17 protein-coding genes and 1 pseudogene are annotated in these 21,129 nt (G+C 60.8%); 7 read left to right on the forward strand and 11 right to left on the reverse strand.

Translation table 11 applies throughout. The features are described from left to right. The first annotated feature begins 79 nt into the window (after positions 1 to 79). From CKW07_RS09315 to CKW07_RS09325, 3 genes are all read left to right on the forward strand, one after another. A complete protein-coding gene (locus CKW07_RS09315) occupies positions 80 to 355 on the forward strand; it encodes a polyhydroxyalkanoic acid system family protein (protein ID WP_095144621.1) in 276 nt (91 codons plus the stop codon). Between the two features lie 196 nt (positions 356 to 551). After that, complete coding sequence (locus CKW07_RS09320; RefSeq protein ID WP_095144622.1) at positions 552 to 974, forward strand: phasin family protein; 423 nt, start codon at positions 552 to 554, stop codon at positions 972 to 974. 10 nt (positions 975 to 984) lie between these two features. After that, complete coding sequence (locus CKW07_RS09325) at positions 985 to 1,782, forward strand: phasin family protein (protein ID WP_095144623.1); 798 nt, start codon at positions 985 to 987, stop codon at positions 1,780 to 1,782. Positions 1,783 to 1,895: 113 nt separating this feature from the next. Here the strand turns inward: CKW07_RS09325 and CKW07_RS09330 are convergent, their stop codons facing one another. From CKW07_RS09330 to CKW07_RS09375, 10 genes are all read right to left on the reverse strand, one after another. Continuing rightward, positions 1,896 to 2,516 (reverse strand): TetR/AcrR family transcriptional regulator, encoded by a 621-nt coding sequence (locus tag CKW07_RS09330; protein WP_095144624.1) that lies wholly within the window; start codon positions 2,514 to 2,516, stop codon positions 1,896 to 1,898. Between the two features lie 62 nt (positions 2,517 to 2,578). Next, positions 2,579 to 4,261 carry a class II poly(R)-hydroxyalkanoic acid synthase gene (phaC, locus tag CKW07_RS09335; RefSeq protein WP_095144625.1) on the reverse strand — a complete coding sequence of 561 codons (1,683 nt, stop codon included), beginning with the start codon at positions 4,259 to 4,261 and terminating at the stop codon, positions 2,579 to 2,581. Positions 4,262 to 4,373: 112 nt separating this feature from the next. Further along, a complete protein-coding gene (gene phaZ / locus CKW07_RS09340) occupies positions 4,374 to 5,231 on the reverse strand; it encodes a poly(3-hydroxyalkanoate) depolymerase (protein ID WP_095144626.1) in 858 nt (285 codons plus the stop codon). Between the two features lie 93 nt (positions 5,232 to 5,324). Continuing rightward, positions 5,325 to 7,004 carry a class II poly(R)-hydroxyalkanoic acid synthase gene (gene phaC, locus CKW07_RS09345; RefSeq protein WP_095144627.1) on the reverse strand — a complete coding sequence of 560 codons (1,680 nt, stop codon included), beginning with the start codon at positions 7,002 to 7,004 and terminating at the stop codon, positions 5,325 to 5,327. A 241-nt stretch (positions 7,005 to 7,245) separates the two neighbouring features. Next, positions 7,246 to 7,623, reverse strand: coding sequence for a gamma-butyrobetaine hydroxylase-like domain-containing protein (locus CKW07_RS09350; RefSeq protein WP_095144628.1), 378 nt, complete (start codon positions 7,621 to 7,623; stop codon positions 7,246 to 7,248). A gap of 88 nt (positions 7,624 to 7,711) precedes the next feature. After that, positions 7,712 to 9,049, reverse strand: coding sequence for an ATP-dependent protease ATPase subunit HslU (gene hslU / locus CKW07_RS09355; protein WP_095144629.1), 1,338 nt, complete (start codon positions 9,047 to 9,049; stop codon positions 7,712 to 7,714). Positions 9,050 to 9,103: 54 nt separating this feature from the next. Next, a complete protein-coding gene (gene hslV / locus CKW07_RS09360; protein ID WP_007975582.1) occupies positions 9,104 to 9,634 on the reverse strand; it encodes an ATP-dependent protease subunit HslV in 531 nt (176 codons plus the stop codon). Between the two features lie 234 nt (positions 9,635 to 9,868). After that, entirely contained in the window at positions 9,869 to 10,567 is a 699-nt protein-coding gene (locus CKW07_RS09365) for an SPOR domain-containing protein (protein WP_095144630.1), read from the reverse strand. Between the two features lies 1 nt (position 10,568). Further along, positions 10,569 to 12,305 (reverse strand): arginine--tRNA ligase, encoded by a 1,737-nt coding sequence (gene argS / locus CKW07_RS09370; protein WP_095144631.1) that lies wholly within the window; start codon positions 12,303 to 12,305, stop codon positions 10,569 to 10,571. 165 nt (positions 12,306 to 12,470) lie between these two features. Beyond that, the gene (locus tag CKW07_RS09375; RefSeq protein WP_095144632.1) at positions 12,471 to 14,690 is read right to left on the reverse strand and encodes a primosomal protein N'; all 2,220 of its coding nucleotides are present in this window, start codon (positions 14,688 to 14,690) and stop codon (positions 12,471 to 12,473) included. Between the two features lie 322 nt (positions 14,691 to 15,012). Between CKW07_RS09375 and rpmE the strand changes: the two genes are divergently transcribed. The 4 genes and pseudogenes from rpmE (at position 15,013) to CKW07_RS09395 (ending at position 18,578) form a co-directional block, all read left to right on the forward strand. Continuing rightward, positions 15,013 to 15,231, forward strand: a complete 219-nt coding sequence (gene rpmE / locus CKW07_RS09380) for a 50S ribosomal protein L31 (RefSeq protein ID WP_095144633.1) — start codon at positions 15,013 to 15,015, stop codon at positions 15,229 to 15,231. 106 nt (positions 15,232 to 15,337) lie between these two features. Beyond that, positions 15,338 to 15,845: pseudogene (locus CKW07_RS09385) on the forward strand (thermonuclease family protein); the annotation flags it as partial. A gap of 181 nt (positions 15,846 to 16,026) precedes the next feature. Then, positions 16,027 to 17,295, forward strand: coding sequence for a malic enzyme-like NAD(P)-binding protein (locus CKW07_RS09390; RefSeq protein WP_095144634.1), 1,269 nt, complete (start codon positions 16,027 to 16,029; stop codon positions 17,293 to 17,295). A gap of 209 nt (positions 17,296 to 17,504) precedes the next feature. Continuing rightward, positions 17,505 to 18,578 (forward strand): acyltransferase, encoded by a 1,074-nt coding sequence (locus CKW07_RS09395; RefSeq protein ID WP_159950264.1) that lies wholly within the window; start codon positions 17,505 to 17,507, stop codon positions 18,576 to 18,578. Positions 18,579 to 18,584: 6 nt separating this feature from the next. Here CKW07_RS09395 and CKW07_RS09400 read toward each other — a convergent pair whose 3' ends face one another. After that, the gene (locus CKW07_RS09400) at positions 18,585 to 21,023 is read right to left on the reverse strand and encodes a penicillin-binding protein 1A (protein WP_371850648.1); all 2,439 of its coding nucleotides are present in this window, start codon (positions 21,021 to 21,023) and stop codon (positions 18,585 to 18,587) included. Positions 21,024 to 21,129 lie beyond the last annotated feature (106 nt).

Here is a 21,129-nt window from a genome sequence, read left to right on the forward strand (position 1 = left end):
ATGGGCAACCGTCGGGACGTTTTGACGCAGCAGGGGTCAGGATGTGCCGGCCAGGCATTCATAAATCAGGAGTCATTCAATGGCCCGTATTAGTGTTGAGCGTGCCCACAGTCTGGGTAAGGAAGCCGCCCGCGAGAAGGCCGACAAGCTGGCGAGCAAGCTGGCCGATCAGTATGGCCTGGAGCCGCAATGGTCGGGTGACACCCTGAACCTCAAGCGTTCCGGAGTGAAGGGCGCGGTGCATGTCGGCGAGGACTCGATTCGCATCGATGTAGAGTTGGGCATGCTGATGTCGGCCATGAGCGGCACCATCAAGGCGGAAATCGAAAAGGCCCTCGATAAAGTCCTCGTATAAGGTCGCACTCATACCTGTGGCGAGGGCACTTGCTCCCGCCGGGGTGCGAAGCGCTCTCGCCACCATTGATCTAGGACAGGCACTGCTTGTTTATGTCGGTTGTTAGGGTGCCGTTTCTAATTTTTCTCCCTACCTTGTGCCTGAGCCCGACTCTTTTGCGGGCAGTTCCTCAAACCTTCTGCGCGTGAGGTGCACCATGGCCAAAGTAACCTTGAAGAAAAAAACTGACGTTCAGCCGACCACGGTGAATGAAGTGAAATCCTATGCCCGCAAGATCTGGCTGGCAGGCCTGGGTGCCTACGCCAAGGTCGGCCAGGAAGGCAGCGAGTACTTTCAAGAGTTGATCAAGGCTGGTCAAACTGTTGAAAAGAAAGGCAAAGAAGTTGTGACTGAACAACTTGAAGCCGCCAACACCCAGATTGATAGCGTCAAGACTGATGTCGTCAGCCTCAGGGACCGTGTCGAAGTCCAGTTCGACAAAGTCGAGAAGGCCTTTGATGCGCGTGTCGCCGGTGCCTTGAATCGTATCGGCATTGCGTCTAAACATGACGTTGAGACACTCTCTGCTAAGCTCGATGAGCTGACGGCATTGCTTGAACGTGTCGCGCGTAAACATTAAGGAGAACGGGATGGCTGGTAAGAAGAACACCGAGAAAGAAGGCAGCTCGTGGATCGGGAAGGTCGAAGACTACTCCCGCAAGATCTGGCTGGCCGGTTTAGGCGTGTACTCGAAGATCGACACTGACGGCAGCAAACTCTTCGATACATTGGTTAAGGATGGCGAGAAAGCCGAGAAGCTCACCAAGAGCGCAGTCGGCAAAAAAGTTGACGCTGCCAAAGAATCCGCTACATCGGCCAAGTCGCGCATCAGTGGCGTTAAAGATCGCGCACTGGGCAAGTGGGACGAACTGGAAGGTGCTTTCGACAAGCGTCTGAACAGTGCCATTTCCCGTCTTGGCGTGCCAAGCCGCAACGAAGTCAAGGCGCTGCATAGCAAGGTCGATACCCTGACCAAGCAAATCGAAAAACTCACCGGCGCCAAGGTTGCGCCTGTCGCGGCCAAGCCTGCGGCAAAAACCGCAGCCAAGCCGCTGGCCAAGGCTGCTGCAAAACCTGCCGCCAAGCCAGCAGCGAAAACCGCAGCCGCCAAACCGGCAGCGGCCAAGCCCGCAGCTAAACCGGTAGCCGCCAAAGCTGCCGCCAAGCCTGCTGCGAAAACCGCAGCGGCCAAGCCGGCCGCAGCGAAGAAACCCGTGGCCAAGAAGCCAGCAGCCCCGAAAGCTGCCGCGCCGAAACCGGCAGTGGCCGCAGCCAAGCCGGCAACACCTGCCGCTGCGGTAAGCCCAGCGAACTCGGTCTCGGCACCCGCGCCGGCTGCGGCACCGACTGTAACGCCAGCACCATCGGCGCCATCCAGTCAGTCCTGATTCATACGGGACATGCAAAAACGCCCGGCCTGCGAAGGTCGGGCGTTTTTGTTTGCGGACTCAGCGCTTTTCACGGGTGCCGGCGCAGGGTGACGATCGTTTCCGGGCCGGACCTACTCGTGCTCTTCCAGATACTGCAGTGCCAGGCGCTCGGTGGCGATTTTTGCCGTTGGCAGCAGGTGCGGGGCCACCAGCATCATGATCTGGTAGACCACCACCCGTACCTCACCTTCGCGATCGAGAATCCGCTGATAATCCAGTGAGAACAGCAAGGTCAGGGTGATCTGTTCCACCAGTTGCCCCAGGGCCTGGGTGTCGCTGACCAGTTGCCCTTCCGCCTTGAGTCGCGCCAGTAACGAGGCCAGTGTCCGTTTGAGGGCGTTAAGCAGGTTGCGAATGCCCTTGGCCAGTTTCGGCAGGCGTCCGGCCAGGTTCGACAGGTCCTGGAACAGGAAGCGGTAGTGGGCCAGTCGCTCGATGATCAGGTGCAGGAACAGCCAGTAGTCTTCCGGTGTCAGCCGGACATCCGACGGCGGGTCGAGCAGTGGCGTCAGTTCGCTCTGGAAGCGTTCGAACAGGCCCAGGATCAGCGGCTCCTTGCCGTGAAAGTGGTAGTAGAGGTTGCCCGGGCTGATCCCCATTTCATTGGCAACTTCCATGGTGGAGACATTTGGTTCGCCCTTCTGGTTGAACAACAACAAGGCACATTCGAGAATCCGGTCGCGGGTTTTCATCCAGTCTTCTTAGTGATCGAGTCGAGCCACGGCCAGCAGGCCGGCCGTGGCACAAAGACAGATCAGCGCACGCGCACGTAGGTGCCTGGCGCTGCCTCCATCGGTGGGTAGTGCTGATTGCCCAGCGCCATCAGGGTTTCGCGTTGCGTGCCGGACCGTTCCTGTATCCAGTCAAGCCATTGGGTCCACCAGCTGCCATCGAAATGTTTGGCGTCGTAATACCAGGCCCGTGGGTCGCTGGTCAGTTTCGGGCTTTCGACATAGTTGGCCTTGGGGTTGCTCGGCGGGTTGAGAATGCTCTGCACATGACCGCTGTTGGACAGGACGAAACGCCGGTTGCCGCCCAGCAGCAGGGTTGAGCGGTAGACGGCGTCCCACGGGGTGATGTGGTCGTTCATGCCGGCCACGCTGAAGCTGTCGACGGTGACTTTTTGCAGGTCGATCGGCGTGCCGCAGACTTCCAGGCCGCCGGGATGGGTCAGCGGGTTGTGCTTGAAGAAGTCCAACAGGTCACCGTGGAAGGCCGCTGGCAGGCGCGTGTTGTCGTTGTTCCAGTAGAGGATGTCGAACGCGGGCGGTTCTTTGCCCAGCAGGTAGTTGTTGACCCAGTAGTTCCAGATCAGGTCGTTGGGGCGCATCCAGGCAAAGACCTTGGCCATGTCGCGACCTTCGAGTACGCCTTTCTGGTAGGAGTGACGCTTGGCCGCTTCGAGGGTCTGCTCGTCGGCAAACAGGGCGGCCGGGCTTTCCAGCTCGCTGTCCAGCAGGCTCACCAGATAGGTGGCGCTGGAGATCCGCCGTAGCTGCCGCTTGGCTTGCAGATGCCCTTGCAGTGCAGCGATGGTCAGCCCGCCCGCACAGGCGCCCATCAGGTTGACCTCGCGGCTGCCGGTGATTGCCCGGCAGACATTCATGGCTTCTTCCACCGCCTCGACGTAACTGGACAGGCCCCATTCACGGTGGCGTATGTCCGGGTTTCGCCAGCTGATCATGAACACCTGCAGGCCGTTTTTCAGGGCGAACTGCACAAAGCTGTTGTTCGGGCTCAGGTCGAAAATGTAGTACTTGTTGATCTGCGGTGGCACCACCAGCAGGGGTTTGGCGTACTGTTTTTCGCTCATGGGCTTGTATTGCATCAACTCCAGCAGCTCATTGCGAAACACCACGGCACCGGTGGTGGTGGCAACCGTTTTGCCGACCTCGAACGCGTGCTTGGCGACTTGGCTGGGCAGGCCGTTGTTGTGCATCAGGTCATCGAACAGATGCGTCAGGCCACGGACCACGCTGTGACCGCCGGAGTTGAACAGCTCCTTGATCGCCAGGGGATTGAGCAGGGTGTTGGAGGGCGATACCGCGTCGTTGAGCAAGGTAAAGACGAAGTGCGCACGGGCGCGATCATCGTCAGACATGCCGCTTTCATCGATCCAGCTTTTGACCTGTTTCTGCCAGCTCAGGTAGGCCTGGAGACTGCGCCGGTAAAAGGGGTTCAGGCTCCAGCTCGGGTCGGCGAAGCGATTGTCCGCAGGGTTGGGGTGATGCAGGGTCTCGCCCAGCAACACTCGGCCCAATTGACCGCCCAGGGCCAGCGCGTGCCTGGCGCTATGCACCGGATGGCGCAAGCCGTGGGCGGCAACACTACGCAGTGTCGAGAACAGATCCCGGCCGCGCAGACCGGTGATCGCATTCTGAGCATTGATGAATGCAGCGGCTGTGGGCAAGGTGCCCGGCGCTGGTTTGTCTCGCATGAGTCAACACTCCTTCGTCAAGCCTTCAACAAGTACATCACGCTCGCAGTGCATACGCTTGGCTGCGAACCTCCCTGCGGCTCCCGACTGCCTTGTCGGTGTACGCCGTCAGTCAAGTGCTGCCATGGGGTGTCGGGTGCGGATGCATGACCGCCCGTAGGCGTTCTTCCTGGAGAAACTTCATGATGATCGGGGCGACGGCTTCGGCCCGGGTGATCAGGAATAAATGACCGTCGTCGATTATGTGTAGCTGGGCGTTGGGAATACGCCAGGCGAGCATGCGCATATTGATCAGTGGTATCAGCGGATCGTCGTCACCGGCCAGTACCAGGGTCGGCTGATGAATCTTGTGCAGCCAGTGAATACTGGTCCATCCCAGGCCGGCGAAAAGCTGCCAGTAGTACCCCAGCTTGCCCGCCGAACGCACTTTGCTGGCGTGCTCCGCGGCCAGGTTCGGATCGCGGCGGAACGCGCCACCGTAAATCAGTGGCGCGATACGAATCACGTGGGACGGTTGAATGTAGCGTCGGGGGCTGGCCATCATCCACAGCACTTTCGGTTTGCCCGGCACCATCACGGTGCCGGCTGCCGTCGCCGCCAGCACCAGCTTCTTGCAGCGCTCGGGATAGTCGTGGGCGAACTGCTGGGCGAGTGCGCCCCCCCATGACACGCCGAGCACATTGACCTGGCCGTAATCCAGGTAATCGAGCATCCGTGCGGTCAGTTTGGCCAGGCCGGGAAATCGATAGGGGCGGCGGGGTGTCGATGATCCGCCGACACCCGGCACGTCGAAGGCAATTACTTCCAGGTCCGGGTCCAGTGCCTGGATGAACGGAAACACCAGCTCCAGGTTGGCGCCGATGCCATTGAAAATCAGCAAGGGCGTCAAGTGAGGCTTGCCGGGGCGTACCGCGGTGCGGATGGTTTGGCCATCCAGATCGACGGTACGGAATATGTACGGTTTCGGCATGCTTCAAGCCCTGTGGGTCAGTTAAGCGAAAGGCAGCCTCAAGCCTCAAGCCTCAAGCTAATCAACTTGCAGCGTGAGGCTTGCAGCTTTCAGCTATCTCTCGTGCACATAGGTCCCCGGTGCGGCTTCACCTGCGGTGTAGGTCTTGTTGCCGAGTACGGTCGGGGCCTTTTTCAGCTTGCCCGAGCGCTCGGCCTGCCAGGCCTGCCAGTGCAGCCACCAGGAGTCGGTGTGCTTGGTCGAGTTTTCTTGCCATTCATCCGCAGTTGCCGTCATCTCGGTGTTGGTCATGTAGCGCGATTTCGGGTTGCCCGGCGGGTTCAGAATGCTCTGGATGTGCCCGCTGCTCGACAGCACGAATTCGACTTTGCCACCGAACAGCTGCGCCGACTTGTAGCAGGACTTCCACGGGGTGATGTGGTCGCTGGTGCCTGCCAGGGCATAGACGTCGGCTGTGACCTGCTTGAGGTCGATGGGCGTGCCGCACACTTCCAGTGCATCGGCGCGGGTCAATGGGTTGCTTTTGAACATTTCGATCAGGTCGCCGTGGAACGCCGCGGGCAACCGGGTGGTGTCGTTGTTCCAGAACAGGATGTCGAACACCGGCGGCTCGTTGCCCAGCAGGTAGTTGTTGACCCAGTAGTTCCAGATCAGGTCATTGGGGCGCATCCAGGCGAAGACTTTCGCCATGTCTCGACCTTCCAGCACACCGGCCTGGTAGGAGTGACGCTTGGCGCTTTCCAGGGTCTGTTCGTCGACGAACAGCGCAACCTGGGAATCAAGGGTGGTGTCGAGCACGCTGACCAGCAGGGTGAGGGAGTTGACCTTTTTCTCGCCGATCGCGGCGTAGTGGCCCAGCAGTGCGGTGCAGGTGATGCCGCCGGAGCAGGCGCCGAGAATGTTCACGTCCTTGCTGCCGGTGATGGCCGTGATGACGTCGATCGCTTCCTTGAGCGCTTCGATGTAGGTCGATAGCCCCCACTCGCGCTGTTCCTTGGTCGGGTTGCGCCAGCTGACGATGAAGGTCTGCAGGTTGCTGCGCAAGCAGTGGCGCGCCAGGCTTTTTTCCGGGCTGAGGTCGAACACGTAGAATTTGTTGATCTGTGGCGGTACTACCAGCAGCGGGCGCTCGTACACTTGCTCGGTGGTGGGGCGGTACTGGATCAGCTCCAGCACGTCGTTGCGGAACACCACGGCACCCTCGCTGGTGCCCAGGCTTTTGCCGACTTCGAAGGCGCCCATGTTGACCTGGCTCGGCATGCCGCCGTTGTGGACCAGGTCCTTGGCCAGGTGGGAGAGGCCGTCGAGCAGGCTCTTGCCGCCGGTCTCGAAGAAGCGCTTGACCGCCGCGGGGTTGGCCGCGCTGTTGGTCGGGGCCATGGCTTCGGTCATCAGGTTGATCACGAAGTGCCCGCGGCTGATGTCCTGATCGGAGAGGTTGCTCTCGTCTATCCAGTCGTGGAGTTCCTTGCGCCACGCCAGGTAGGTTTGCAGGTAGCGTTTGTAAAGCGGGTTCTGGCTCCAGGCCGGATCGTTGAAGCGACGGTCATCGCCTGCCGGTTGCAGTTCGGACTTGCCGAACATGACGTTCTTGAGCTCGATGCCGAAATGGGCAACATGCTTGACGCTGTGGATGGGTTGTTTGATGGCCTGGGTTAGCACCATGCGGGCAGAGGTAAGCAGATCCTTTCGACGCAAGCCGATGACCGGGTTGAGCCCCAGAGTATTTTCCGAGGCTTGGGTTTTCAGGTCATCGTTATTCTTGTTACTCATCTACGACGCTCCATTGTCCTGATATGAGTTCCTGAGTCTAGCTGTGTAGTCACACAGCAAATGCCAGGCACTACTCTCAGGTGACCGTTAATTGCACACCGCTACAAATGCACGGAACTTGCCAGATCCATTGGTTACCGGAGTTTAATTTTTTTCGCAAGCAGGCCCGTCATTGGCCTTTGGCCGACGCATTCAAACAGATGAAATTAGAAAATGCGCTCTAAAGTGCGAAAGCCTTGAGCTAGAGCATCAGCTTGACGACAGACTCGCTGGGGTCGCGGGATTTTCCGGCGGCTTTGAGCTCGGCGAGATAGTCGTCCCAGAGTGCGTCATGACGTCGCGCCAGCTCGTAGAGATATTCCCAGGTGAACAGGCCGCTGTCGTGGCCGTCATCGAAGGTCAATTTCAGTGCGTACTGACCGGCCGGTTCTACCTTGCTTAGGCCGACGTTGATCTTGCCAAACTGCAGGATAGGTTTGCCGTGGCCCTGGACCTCGGCGGAGGGGGAATGCACGCGAAGGAATTCCGCGCTCAGGTGATATTCCTCGCCGGACGCATATTTGAGCGTCAGGGTTTTCGAGGCTTTGTGCAGGTTGATGGCGGTGGGGAGTTGGGTCATGGGAAGGGCTTCTGGGCTTTAAGCTACAAGCTACAAGCTACAAGCCGGTGATGTCCAGCTTGCAGCTTGTCGCTAGAAGCTTGCCGCTCTACAGAATGTAGCGGGACAGGTCTTCGTTCTGCGCCAATTCGCCCAGGTGGCTGTTGACGTAGTCGGCGTCGATGCGGATTGGCTGGTCGCTGTGAGTGCTGGCCAGGTCGCCAGCGCTGAACGACACCTCTTCGAGCAGGCGCTCAAGCAGGGTGTGCAGGCGACGGGCACCGATGTTCTCGGTCTTCTCGTTGACCTGCCAGGCAATCTCCGCCAAACGCTTGATACCGTCTGGCTGGAACTCGATCCCCAGGCCTTCGGTTTTCAGCAGGGCGCAATACTGTTCGGTCAGGGACGCATGGGGCTCGCTGAGAATGCGTTCGAAATCTTCCGGGCTCAGGGCCTTGAGTTCGACGCGAATCGGCAGGCGGCCTTGCAACTCAGGCACCAGGTCGCTCGGCTTGCTTAGGTGGAACGCGCCGGAAGCGATGAACAGGATGTGGTCGGTCTTGACCATGCCCAGTTTGGTGTTGACCGTGCAGCCTTCGATCAGTGGCAGCAAGTCGCGCTGTACGCCTTCGCGGGATACGTCGACGCCGCCGGAATTACCGCGCTTGGCGACCTTGTCGATTTCGTCGATGAACACGATGCCGTGCTGCTCGACCGCTTCCAGTGCCTTGGCCTTGAGCTCTTCGTCATTGACCAGGCGGCCGGCCTCTTCGTCGCGCACCAGTTTCAGTGCTTCCTTGACCTTGAGCTTGCGATTCTTGCGCTTGCCCTTGCCCATGTTGGCGAACAGGCTCTGCAGCTGGTTGGTCATCTCTTCCATGCCCGGAGGCGCGGAGATGTCGACGCCGGACACTTCGGCGACTTCGATTTCGATCTCCTTGTCATCCAGCTGGCCTTCACGCAGGCGTTTGCGGAACAGCTGGCGGGTGTTGGAGTCCTGGGCCGGCGCTTCGTCGTTGTTGAAGCCCATGCGTGCCGGCGGCAGCAGCGCGTCGAGGATGCGCTCTTCGGCGGCGTCTTCGGCGCGATGGCGAACCTTGATCATTTCCTGCTCGCGCAGCAGCTTGATCGCGGCATCGGCCAGGTCACGGATGATCGACTCGACGTCACGGCCGACGTAACCGACTTCGGTGAATTTGGTCGCTTCGACCTTGATGAACGGTGCATTGGCCAGTTTGGCCAGGCGGCGGGCGATTTCGGTCTTGCCGACACCGGTCGGGCCGATCATCAGGATGTTCTTGGGGGTGACTTCTACGCGCAGCTCTTCAGGCAGCTGCATCCGGCGCCAGCGGTTACGCAGGGCGATGGCGACGGCGCGCTTGGCATCGTCCTGGCCGATGATATGGCGATTGAGTTCGTGGACGATTTCACGGGGAGTCATGGACATAATATTTGGCGGACCTCAAGCAAGAGTGAGTCGTGGCGTGTGGCCGAAACAGGCTTACTCGGCGCAGTCCTGCTCCTCAATGGTCTGAGTGTGGTTGGTGAATACACAGATGTCGCCGGCAATGCCGAGGGCGGTTTCGACGATTTCCCGGGCCGACAGGTCGGTTTTTTTCAGCAGGGCACTGGCGGCGGCCTGGGCATAGGCGCCACCGGAACCCATGGCGATCAGGCCATCTTCGGGCTCAACCACATCGCCGTTGCCGGTGATGATCAGAGAGGCGTCTTTGTTGGCGACGGCGAGCATGGCTTCGAGGCGGCTCAGGGAGCGGTCGGTACGCCATTCCTTGGCAAGTTCGACGGCAGCACGGACCAGATGGCCCTGGTGCTTTTCAAGCTGGCCTTCGAAACGTTCGAAGAGGGTAAAGGCGTCAGCGGTGGCGCCAGCAAAGCCGGCGATGACCTGGCCGTGGTACAGGCGGCGAACTTTTTTCGCGTTGCCTTTCATCACGGTGTTGCCCAGAGAAACCTGGCCGTCGCCGCCCATGACGACTTTGCCGTGGCGGCGAACTGAAACGATGGTGGTCAAGGGAAGAGTCTCCACGCAGCGGGGCGAAAATGCCTTATGCCAACTCATATGGGGGTGGCTGAGCGTTTTTCAACTGTAGGACGTGGCGGGGGACGAGCGGTGTGAGCAGATGATCATTCCCACGCTCCGCGTGGGAATGCAGCCCGGGACGCTCTGCGTCCCTTCAGGAGCTGGAACGTGGAACGTCCCTGGAGGCGTTCCCACGCAGAGCGTGGGAACGAGCGTAACTGCGGATCAGCGGCTCTGGCGTTGTTGTAACAACAGGTTGCTGAAGCCGCTGCCGGCCAGTTGTTTCTGGGCGGTGGTCAGTTGTTCGCGGTTGCTGAACGGGCCGACCAGGACCCGGTACCAGGTTTCGTCCTTCACGGTGCCGGACTCCACCGATACCGCCTGGCCGAGCAGAATGATCTGTGCCCGGACCTTGTCGGCGTCGGCTTCCTTGCGGAACGACCCCGCCTGCAGGTAGAACTTGGTCACTGGCGCCGCCTTGGCTACGGGCGGCGCTGGCGGCGGGGTGAGTCCGCTCAGGGCGGCCTGGGCGCGGGCGGTGTCGATCTTCGCCGCTTCTGCTGGGGTCACAGGCGCCAACGGGGCGGTCTGCGGTGTCGGCAGGGTTTTTTCCGGCACAGCGTCAGGCGGCACGATGACCTCCGATTCCGGCAGCAGGGTGTAGAAGTCGTACTTCGGTTTCACCGGCTGCTGCGGGCTCGGCGGGGTCTTGTTGGCCTCGGCGATCCGCGTGGCTTTCTGCTCTTCCTGTTTGACCCGCTTGACGTCGTCACCCTTGCCCGGTTCCAGCTTCATCAGGAACACGATGAACGCGCCGACGGTCAGGCCGATGGCCATCCATAGCCATCCCGGGATCGGCTGTTTTGCAGGAGCTTGGTAACGGCTGGCGCCACGCTTGGGTGCAGGTTTTTTCTTGGCGGCCAACTTACATGCGCTCCAGAGTTTCCAGGCCCAGGAGTTCAAGGCCTTGCTTGAGAGTGCGACCGGTCAGCGCGGCAAGGCGCAAGCGGCTCTGCATCTGTGCCGGGGTTTCGGCACCGAGGATCGGGCAGTTCTCGTAGAAGCTGGAGAACAGGCCGGCGACGTCGTACAGGTAAGTACAGAGGATGTGCGGCGTGCCCTTGTCGGCCACGTTGTTCAGCACTTCACCGAACTGCGCCAGCTTGGCCGCCAGTTCCTGTTCGTGCGCGGCTTCGAGGACGATTTGCCCCTCGACTTCACTGAAGTCCTTGCCAAGCTTGCGGAACACGCCTGCCACACGGGTATAGGCGTACAGCAGGTACGGCGCGGTGTTGCCTTCGAAGTTCAGCATCAGGTCGAAGTTGAAGCTGTAGTCGCTGGTGCGGTGCTTGGACAGGTCGGCGTATTTCACTGCGCCAATACCGACGACTTTGGCGATGTTGCGCAGGTCGGCTTCGGCCAGCTCCGGATTTTTTTCCTTCACCAGGGTGTAGGCGCGTTCCTTGGCTTCGTTCAGCAGGTCGATCAGCTTCACGGTGCCGCCATCACGGGTCTTGAATGGACGGCCATCGGCGCCGTTCATGGTGCCGAAGCCCATGTGTTCCATTTCCATCGGATGGGTCACGAAGCCGGCCATGCGCGCTACGGCAAACACTTGCTGGAAGTGCAGGGCCTGGCGCTGGTCGACGAAGTACAGCGCGCGGTCGGCCTTGAGCACGCCGCTACGGTAGCGCACGGCGGCCAGGTCAGTGGTGGCGTAGAGGTAGCCGCCGTCAGCCTTGACGATGATCACTGGCAGCGGCTCACCGTCGGCGTTCTTGAACTCGTCGAGGAACACGCACTGGGCGCCGTTGCTCTCGACCAGCATGCCCTTGGCCTTGAGGTCGTTGACCACGTTGATCAAGTCGTCGTTGTAGGCGCTTTCGCCCATGACGTCGGCCATGGTCAGTTTGACGTTCAGCTGTTCATAGATCTTCTGGCAGTGGGACAGCGAGATGTCCTTGAACTTGGTCCACAGCGCCAGGCATTCCGCATCGCCGGCCTGCAGCTTGACCACCAGGCCGCGGGCGCGGTCGGCGAACTCTGCGGATTCGTCGAAGCGTTGCTTGGCGGCACGGTAGAAGTTCTCGAGGTCCGACAGCTCGTCGCTGGTGATCGGGTTTTCCTGCAGGTACGCCATCAGCATGCCGAACTGGGTGCCCCAGTCGCCAACGTGGTTCTGGCGGATCACGGTGTCGCCGAGGAACTCCAGGACTCGCGCCACGCCGTCGCCGATGATGGTCGAGCGCAAGTGGCCGACGTGCATCTCCTTGGCCAGGTTCGGTGCCGACAGGTCGACCACGGTGCGTTGTACGGGACCGGCCTTGCGTACGCCCACTTGAGCGTCGGCCAGGGCCGCATCCAGGCGCGCAGCAAGAGCCTGGGTGTTCTGGAAGAAGTTGAGGAAGCCGGGGCCGGCGATTTCAGCTTTACTGACGTTTTCGTCAACCGGCAGCGCGGCAATGATTTTTTCCGCCAGGTCGCGCGGTTTCATGCCGGCAGGTTTGGCCAGCATCATGGCGATGTTGCTGGCGAAGTCGCCGTGAGTCTTGTCACGGGAGTTCTCCACCTGAATCGCCGGCGTCAGGCCTTCAGGCAACACACCGTCGGTAACGAGTTGGGTGAGGGCTTGCTGGATCAACTGGCGAATGGTGTCTTTCATGGTCTTCTCTTTCAACCGCAGAGCGGCGGCGCATCAATGCGCGGGTGGAAAAACTGGGCATTATCCGTTGCGAAGTCGGGCTTGCCAACCTTAGCAGGCCGGTTATGGATATGTGGCGAAAATTCGACCGTCATCGCGAGCAGGCTCGCGAGAGCGATCTTGCGGTCAATACAAATCGACCGGGTCGACATCCAGCGACCAGCGCACCGCTCGACCGCTCGGCATCTGCTCCAGTACCAGCAGCCACGCACTGAGCAGCCGATGCAGCGGCGCCCGTGCCGTGGCTTGCAGCAACAGTTGTGCGCGATAACGTCCCGCCCGGCGCTCCATGGGGGCCGGCACCGGGCCGAGCAGTTCGATCCCGCTCAGGTTCTGTCCGGCCAGCAGGCGCTCGGCCTCGCTGCAGGCCTCGTCAAGGAAGCCTTCGGCCTGCCCCGGCTTGTGTGCTTCGGCGCGCAGCAGCGCCAGGTGGGCAAAGGGCGGCAGTCCGGCGGCGCGGCGTTCGCTCAAGGCCTGTTCGGCAAAGGCGAAGTAACCTTGTTCGGTCAATTGCACCAGCAATGGATGGTCTGCCAGGTGGGTCTGGATGATCACTTTGCCCGGCTCTTCGGCGCGACCGGCACGACCGGCGACTTGCACGATCAATTGGGCCATGCGCTCGCTGGCGCGGAAGTCACCCGAGAACAACCCACCATCGGCATCGAGGATCGACACCAGGGTCACCCGGGGGAAGTGATGCCCTTTGGCGAGCATCTGCGTGCCCACCAGAATGCATGGCTGACCTTTCTGGATGGTCGCGAACAGCTGGTTCATTGCGTCTTTGCGCGACGTGCTGTCGCGGTCGACCCGCAGCACCGGGTAGTCCGGGAACAATATCCCCAGGCGTTCTTCGGCGCGCTCGGTGCCGGCGCCCACCGGCCGCAGATCGACCGTGCCGCATTTCGGGCAATTGCGCGGAGCCCGTTCTACATAGCCGCAGTGGTGGCAGCGTAATTCGCCGTGGCGCTGGTGTACGGTCATGCGCGCGTCGCAACGTTGGCATTCGGACATCCAGCCGCAATCGTGACAGAGTAGGGTTGGCGCAAACCCTCGGCGGTTGAGAAACACCAGGACTTGCTGACCGGCGGCGAGGGTCTGGCCGATGGCCTGTTGCATGGGGCCGGAGATGCCGCTGTCCAGCGGACGACTTTTCACGTCCAGGCGCAGGAAGCGCGGTTGCTTGGCGCCGCCAGCCCGTTCGTTCAGGCGCAGTAGCCCGTAGCGACCGGTGTAGGCGTTGTGCAGGCTTTCCAGGGAGGGGGTCGCAGAACCCAGGACTATCGGGATGTTTTCCTGTCGCGCACGCACCAGCGCCAGGTCACGGGCGTGGTAACGCAAGCCTTCCTGCTGTTTATAGGAGCCGTCGTGTTCTTCGTCGATGATGATCAGGCCGGGGTTTTTCATCGGCGTGAACAGCGCCGAGCGGGTGCCGATAATAATGTCGGCCTCGCCATCGCGGGCCGCCAGCCAAGACTCCAGGCGTTCACGGTCGTTGACTGACGAGTGCACGAGCGCGATGCGCGCATTGAAGCGTTGCTCGAAGCGCGCCAGGGTTTGCGGCCCGAGGTTGATCTCGGGGATCAGCACCAGCGCTTGCTTGCCGGCCTCGAGGGTCTCGCGGATCAGTTGCAAATAGACTTCGGTCTTGCCGCTGCCCGTCACGCCGGCCAACAGGAACGCATGGAAGCTGTCCAGGCCCGCGCTGATGGCTTCGTAAGCGGCGCGTTGCTCCGGGTTCAGTGGCAGCTCCGGCTGGGCTAGCCAATGTTCGTGACGCTCGCCGGGCGCGTGCTTGCGGATGTCCACCTGTACCAGCTCCTTGGCCAGCAGCAGGTCAAGACTGTCCTTGCTCAGCATCAGCTTGCTCAGCAGTTGATGAGCGACGCCGTGGGGATGCTGGGCCAGGGTCGCCAGGGCCTCGCGCTGGCGCGGGGCGCGGGCAATGCGCGGATCGTCGAGCCTGGCGCCCGGGGTGATCGACCAGAAGCGCTCCTGGCGTGCTTCGGCCAGTTCGCCTTGGCGCAACAGCACTGGTAGTGCCCAGCTCAGGGTGTCGCCGAGGCTGTGCTGGTAGTACTGGGAGGTCCACAGGCACAGCTTGAACAGTGCCGCCGGCAGCGGTGGCGTGGTGTCGAGCAGGGCCAGTGCCGGCTTGAGCTTGTCTGCCGGTACATCGCTGTGGCTGGTGACTTCCACCAGAATGCCGATCATCTCCCGTCGACCGAATGGCACGCGCAAACGCATGCCTGGCTGCAGCTGCTTGCGCAGGACACCGGCCGGCGCGCGGTAGTCGAACAGGCGGCGCAGGGGCGAAGGCAGGGCGAGGCGCAGTATGGCGTCGGGCACGCGGGATGATCTCATTGGGCGGGTGGTGAAGAGGGGGCGGAGCCTAGCAGACGGTCGGGGTCGTGTCCTCCATCAGGAAGCCGTTCACCTGTTGTCGAGCGGATTCTGATGCCAGGCAAGGCGCTACGATGACGCTTGGCACTATGGGGGTAGCAGCGCCGAATGGCGTTGAAAGACGCCGCTGGCAGCAGGCCATATTTTCTGATGGAGGGCGCTTTGGACCGCTTGCGTGATTGAAAAGGTCTGGTAGAATCCGCGGCCTAATTACGTGCGGTATTCAACAATGGTGTTGAGTGGCGGCACGCTAGCCTGAGGAATCACCATGAAAGCCGATATCCATCCAACATACGAAATCACCGCAGTAACCTGCAGCTGTGGCAACAAGTTCGAAACTCGTTCGAACCTGGCCAAGCCTCTGGCGATCGACGTATGCAACGAGTGCCACCCGTTCTACACCGGTAAGCAGAAGACTCTGGATACTGGCGGCCGTGTACAGAAGTTCGCCGACCGTTTCGGTATGTTCGGTGCCAAAAAGGCCTAAGGCCTATCGATTTGGAAGGTCGTTTCGACTTCTCCAGACTGATGAAAAAGGCGTCCCTTGCGGACGCCTTTTTTGTGTCCGCGATTTGGCTGTCCGCGGCTCCAGCCTTCTGCCCGGAAAAGAATGCAAAGACCGTTGCGGTCGTGCCTTGATCCGCGTTTTTGAGGTCGAGGGGATCAATCGTGAGGCGCACATGCTCGCCGAGGGCTTCGCTTATCGGGTGTCGGTGCCGGCGAATGCCGATCTGGTCTAGTTGCTGGCAGGTTGCCGAACGCGTTGCTCGACAGGCTGGGCTGGGGCCTTGGCGGCAGTCTCCTGTGCTGAAAGCGGAGCAGATCACGGCTTACGGCTTCGCCGTGGTCAGTGGTCGTGTGAGCAGGGGCCAATGCAATCGTGGTGGGGTTTGGATCGAGTTGCAGGGCTCGGTTGTATTGCGCGTTGCACCCAATCAGTTCAATCCATTTGATCTGCCGACACTGGAACGACGCAAAGGCAAGCGGATCGAGGCGTGTGGCCGGGTACTCGATCGTTCGTGGCAAGGGCGTTTGCAATCCGCTCGGGCGCACTGGTTGTGGTCATTGACCCATCCGACGATGCTGCAGGTGCCCACTTGAGAAAAATTGTAGACATTTTTTATAGTGATTGTGAACAGTTAAGCCCTTGTGTTCCGTGGCTCTTGGCCCAAAGTCGTAGGGCCGGGCGCTTGACAGGGGTGACTGGTCAGTCTTGTGGGGACTTTGCGAGGCGCGTATCCTCGGCGACCAGTCTGTCCAACAGTAAAAGCGGAATGCCCCCATGTCTGATCTGAAAACTGCCGCTCTCGAATATCATGCCAATCCTCGTCCAGGGAAGCTGAGTGTCGAGCTCACCAAGGCCACTGCTACCGCTCGCGACCTGTCGCTGGCCTATAGCCCCGGCGTAGCCGAGCCAGTACGCGAAATCGCTCGCGATCCTGAACTGGCCTACAAGTACACCGGCAAGGGCAACCTGGTTGCAGTCATTTCCGATGGCACCGCGATTCTCGGCCTGGGTAACCTCGGCCCATTGGCGTCCAAGCCAGTGATGGAAGGCAAGGGCGTACTGTTCAAGCGCTTCGCCGGTATCGACGTGTTCGACATCGAAGTCGACTCCGAAAGCCCACAGGCTTTCATCGACACCGTAAAGCGCATCTCCATCACGTTCGGTGGCATCAACCTGGAAGACATCAAGGCACCTGAGTGCTTTGAGATCGAACGTGCCCTGATCGAGCAGTGCGACATTCCGGTGTTCCACGATGACCAGCACGGTACAGCGATCGTGACCGCTGCCGGCATGATCAACGCCCTGGAAATCGCGGGCAAAACCCTTGCCGATGCCAAGATCGTCTGCCTGGGTGCTGGTGCTGCCGCCATCTCCTGCATGAAATTGCTGGTGAGCATGGGCGCCAACATCGAAAACATCTACATGGTTGACCGTACCGGTGTGATCCACTCCGGCCGTGACGACCTGAACCAGTACAAGGCGGTCTTCGCTCACGCGACTGACAAGCGCACCCTGGCAGACGCCCTGCAAGGTGCTGACGTGTTCGTTGGCCTGTCCGGCCCGAATCTGCTGAGCGCCGAAGGCCTGAAATCCATGGCGGCCAACCCGATCGTGTTCGCCTGCTCGAACCCGGATCCGGAAATCGCCCCGGAACTGGCACACGCCACCCGTGACGACGTGATCATGGCGACCGGCCGTTCGGACTACCCGAACCAGGTGAACAACGTACTGGGCTTCCCGTTCATCTTCCGTGGTGCCCTGGACGTTCGCGCCAAGCGCATCAACGAAGAAATGAAAGTGGCAGCGGCCAACGCCCTGCGTGAACTGGCCAAGCTGCCGGTACCTCAGGACGTGTGCGACGCCTACGGCGGCATCAAGCTGGAATTCGGTCGTGAGTACATCATCCCGAAACCAATGGATGCCCGTCTGATCACCGTGATCTCCGACGCTGTGGCCAAGGCCGCGATCGAGACCGGCGTGGCGACCCTGCCGTATCCGAAGAACTACCCGCTCAAAAGCGTGGATGACGTGTTCAACGGCTAAGCCTGCGTAGCGTCAAGCCCCAAGCCCCAAGCCCCGGCTCTCGCGAGTCGGGGCTTTTTGCATTCTGGCGGGCGATGGGTGGTGTAGCGGGATCGGTGCGATCTGCTTTACTCAGCCTTGCCAAGAGGCGTAGTCGTGCGAAGAAGCTTCTTTTCTATGAAAGCATGCTCAATGTCGCTTTGCTCGAGCAGATTGAAAAGGGGTTCTGCATGTCTTCCGCCATCGAGGCTTCGGTCGACAAGCTGGACAGCGTCCAGTTTCTGCGGGCAATAGCGGCGACGGCCGTGGTCGTTCAACACGTCCCGCTGTTTCGCAATGGTGCCTGGGGCGTCGACATCTTTTTCGTGATCAGTGGCTTCATCATGGCCCTGGTTACCGCCAAGTCGAAAAGACACTTTTTCACCAAGCGTGTGATCCGGGTCGTGCCGCTTTACTGGCTGGGCACCTTTGGCGTATTTGGCGTGGCTCTGCTGCTGCCCAGCTTGCTGGACAACACCACGGCGGATCTGACCGGCCTTATCAAGTCGCTGCTGTTCATTCCCTACCAGAAGGGTGAGTACGTTCAGCCACTGTTGTTCCTCGGCTGGACCCTGAACTTCGAGATGTTCTTCTACGTCCTGTTTGCTCTGTCCATGGCCATCAGTCATCGCCACCGCCTGCTGATCTGCTCGCTCGTACTCATGGTCCTGGTGTTGCTGGGGCAGTGGATGAAGTTCGACTCAGTGATTCTGGATTTCTATAGCTCTGAAATTCTTGCGGAATTTGCCTTTGGCATGGGCTGCTACGCGCTGTATGCCCGCACCGCTGGCTGGCGTGCCTCCGGGCCCACGATCGGGGTGCGAGTGGTTTTGGTGCTGATCAGTGTCACCTGTATTGCCAGCATGCCGTTCAATGAGACCTTTGCGACGACTCTGTGGCGCAGCATTTATTGGGGGATTCCGGCCACCTTGTGCTTTCTGGCGATGGTGCATGGTCTGGCAGGTCTGCGCCTGCCCTGGGGGATGGTGCTGCTCGGCGACGCCAGCTATTCCCTGTATCTGTTCCACCCCTACGTGATGAAGGTGTTCAACAAGGTTTTCCACGTGTTCGATACGTCGGGCCTGCTCGCCTACCTGATGGCAGCGCTGGCCATCGGCCTGTGTTATCTGGTCGCAATCAGCATCTATCGGCTGGTGGAGTTGCCATTGACCAGGCGGCTGCGCGTCATCTTCCTCGACCGTCATCGGGTTGGGAAGCTGCCACCGGAGTTGCCGGTGGAGCGCAGCGAATTGCGGGGTGAATGAGCGAGGTCAGAACAAATCGATCGGCGCGACTTCGTCCGCTGGCAGCGGGCTGCCCGGTGCGGTGCCGTTGCCCAGTTCGCTGCCGGTCGGTGGCGTGTCTTCGCTCTTGAACAGTTCGAAGTAGGCGCCCGGTGTGCCTGGCGATGCCGCGCGACCGCTGATCGGATCAACTCGCAGGCTGAGTATGCCTTCAGGTTCGGCCTGGGTATGGGGCGGCTTGTCCTTGAGCGCTGCGCCCATGTAGTTCATCCAGATGGGCAGTGCCACCGTGCCGCCGTACTCCCGTCTGCCCAGGCTCTCCGGCTGGTCGAATCCGGCCCAGACGGTGGTCACGTAGTCGGCGTTGTAACCCGAGAACCAGGCGTCCTTGGATTCGTTGGTGGTCCCGGTCTTGCCGGCGAGGTCGGTGCGCCCCAGGGCCAGGGCGCGGCGGCCCGTGCCAAGCTTGATCACGTCCTGCAGCATGCTGTTGAGGATGTAGGTCGTGCGCCCGTCGATGATGCGCTCGGCAACGGCCGGCGCGGGTGCGACGGCTTGATCGATCGGGGGCTGGGCTGGCGCGGCGTTGACCGTGAAGGCTTCGGTAGTCGGTACGGCAATGCCGTCGCTGGCGATGGCTCCCTGGGGCACGCTTGGCGGGTTGGCGACGAACAGCGTGTCGCCATTGCGGCTCTCGATCTTGTCGATGATGTACGGAGTGATCTTGTAGCCGCCGTTGGCAAAGGTGCTCCAGCCGGTCGCGATTTCCATCGGAGTCAGCGTCGCCGTGCCCAAGGCCAGCGAGAGGTTGCGTGGCAGGTCGTCCTTGTTGAAGCCGAACTTGCTGATGTAGTCGATGGTGCGGTCCACGCCCAGCGCCTGGAGCAGACGGATGGACACCAGGTTGCGCGACTTGTACAGCGCTTCACGCATGCGGATCGGGCCGAGGAAGGTGTTGGTGTCGTTCTTCGGGCGCCAGACCTTGTCCAGGTACTCGTCGACAAACACGATCGGCGCATCGTTCACCAGGCTGGAGGCGGTGTAGCCGTTATCCAGCGCGGCGCTGTAGACGAAGGGTTTGAAGCTCGAGCCCGGTTGACGCTTGGCCTGCATGGCGCGGTTGTAGTTGCTCTGTTCGAAGGCAAAGCCGCCGACCAGTGCGCGGATTGCCCCGTTTTGCGGATCCAGCGAGACCAGTGCGCCCTGAGCGACCGGGATCTGGCTGAACTTCAGGCTGTTATCGGGCTGACGCTGTACGCGGATCAGGTCGCCGACCTGGGCGACGTCCGAAGGCTGGCGCGGGACGGAGCCCATGCTGTTGGTATTCAGGAACGGCCGCGCCCACTTCATGGTGTCCCAGCTGACGTGCTCGGCGCCAGTGCGTGTCAGCACCTGCAGGCCCAGCTTGTCGACCTGGGTGACGATGGCAGGCTCCAGGCCGCTGATGGTGCGCTGCTTGGTCAGCTCGGCAGCCCAGGCGTCGAGCGTCTTGCCCGGCAGGCGCGATTCAGGGCCGCGATAGCCGTGGCGCTGGTCGTAGGTCATCAGGCCTTCATGGACGGCGGTGTTGGCCATCTCCTGAAGGTTGCTCGGCACGGTGGTGGTGACGCGGAAACCTTCCGTGTAGGCATCGCTGCCATAGCGCCCGACCATTTCGGCGCGGGCCATTTCAGCGATGTACGGCGCGTTCACTTCCGGAGTCGGCACATGGTAGCTGGCGTTCAGCGGTTCGTTGATCGCCGTGGTGTAGTCGGCTTCGGTGATTTTACCGAGCTTGTACATGCGCCCCAGGATCCAGTCGCGACGTTCCTTGCTGCGTGTCGGGTTGGCCAGCGGGTTGAAGCGCGACGGGGCCTTGGGCAGGCCGGCAATCATTGCCATCTGCGCCAGGCTGACGTCACGGATCGACTTGCCGTAATACACCTGTGCCGCGGCCTCGATGCCGTAGGCGCGGTTGCCCAGGTAGATCTTGTTCACATAGAGCTCGAGGATCTCGTCCTTGGTCAGCTGACGCTCGATCTGCAAGGCCAGGAGAATCTCCGTGGTCTTGCGCGAGAAGCTGCGTTCGCTGGTCAGGAAGAAGTTCTTGGCGACCTGCATGGTGATGGTGCTGCCGCCGGACTGGATGTGTCCGCTTTTGATCAGCTGGGTGGCGGCACGCATCAGGCTGCTGGGATCGACGCCATAGTGATTGGCGAAGTTGTCGTCTTCAGCACTTAGTAACGCATTAATGAAATTGGGGGGAATGTCGGCGAAACGTATCGGTGTACGGCGCATTTCGCCAAATTCTGCGATCAACTTGCCGTCGCTGCTATAGACCCGCAAAGGGATCTGCAACTGGATGCTTCTGAGCGCCTCCACCGAGGGGAGGCCCGGGCTAAGGTAAAGAAACGCGCCGCTCAGACTCAGGAGCAGTCCGCAGAAAATGGCGACGATGGACCACCCGAAAAATTTCAGCAGACGAATCAAGGCTTTTGGATATCCAGGGTAAAGAATGAATTAGGCGTCAGGGCATTCAGGGTTAGCAAGGATCGGCCTGCGCTTGCGAAAAGCGGAAAAAAACGATGGGCAT

It is taken from the genome of Pseudomonas sp. Irchel s3b6 (assembly GCF_900187415.1).
In the GTDB taxonomy this organism is placed as follows: domain Bacteria; phylum Pseudomonadota; class Gammaproteobacteria; order Pseudomonadales; family Pseudomonadaceae; genus Aquipseudomonas.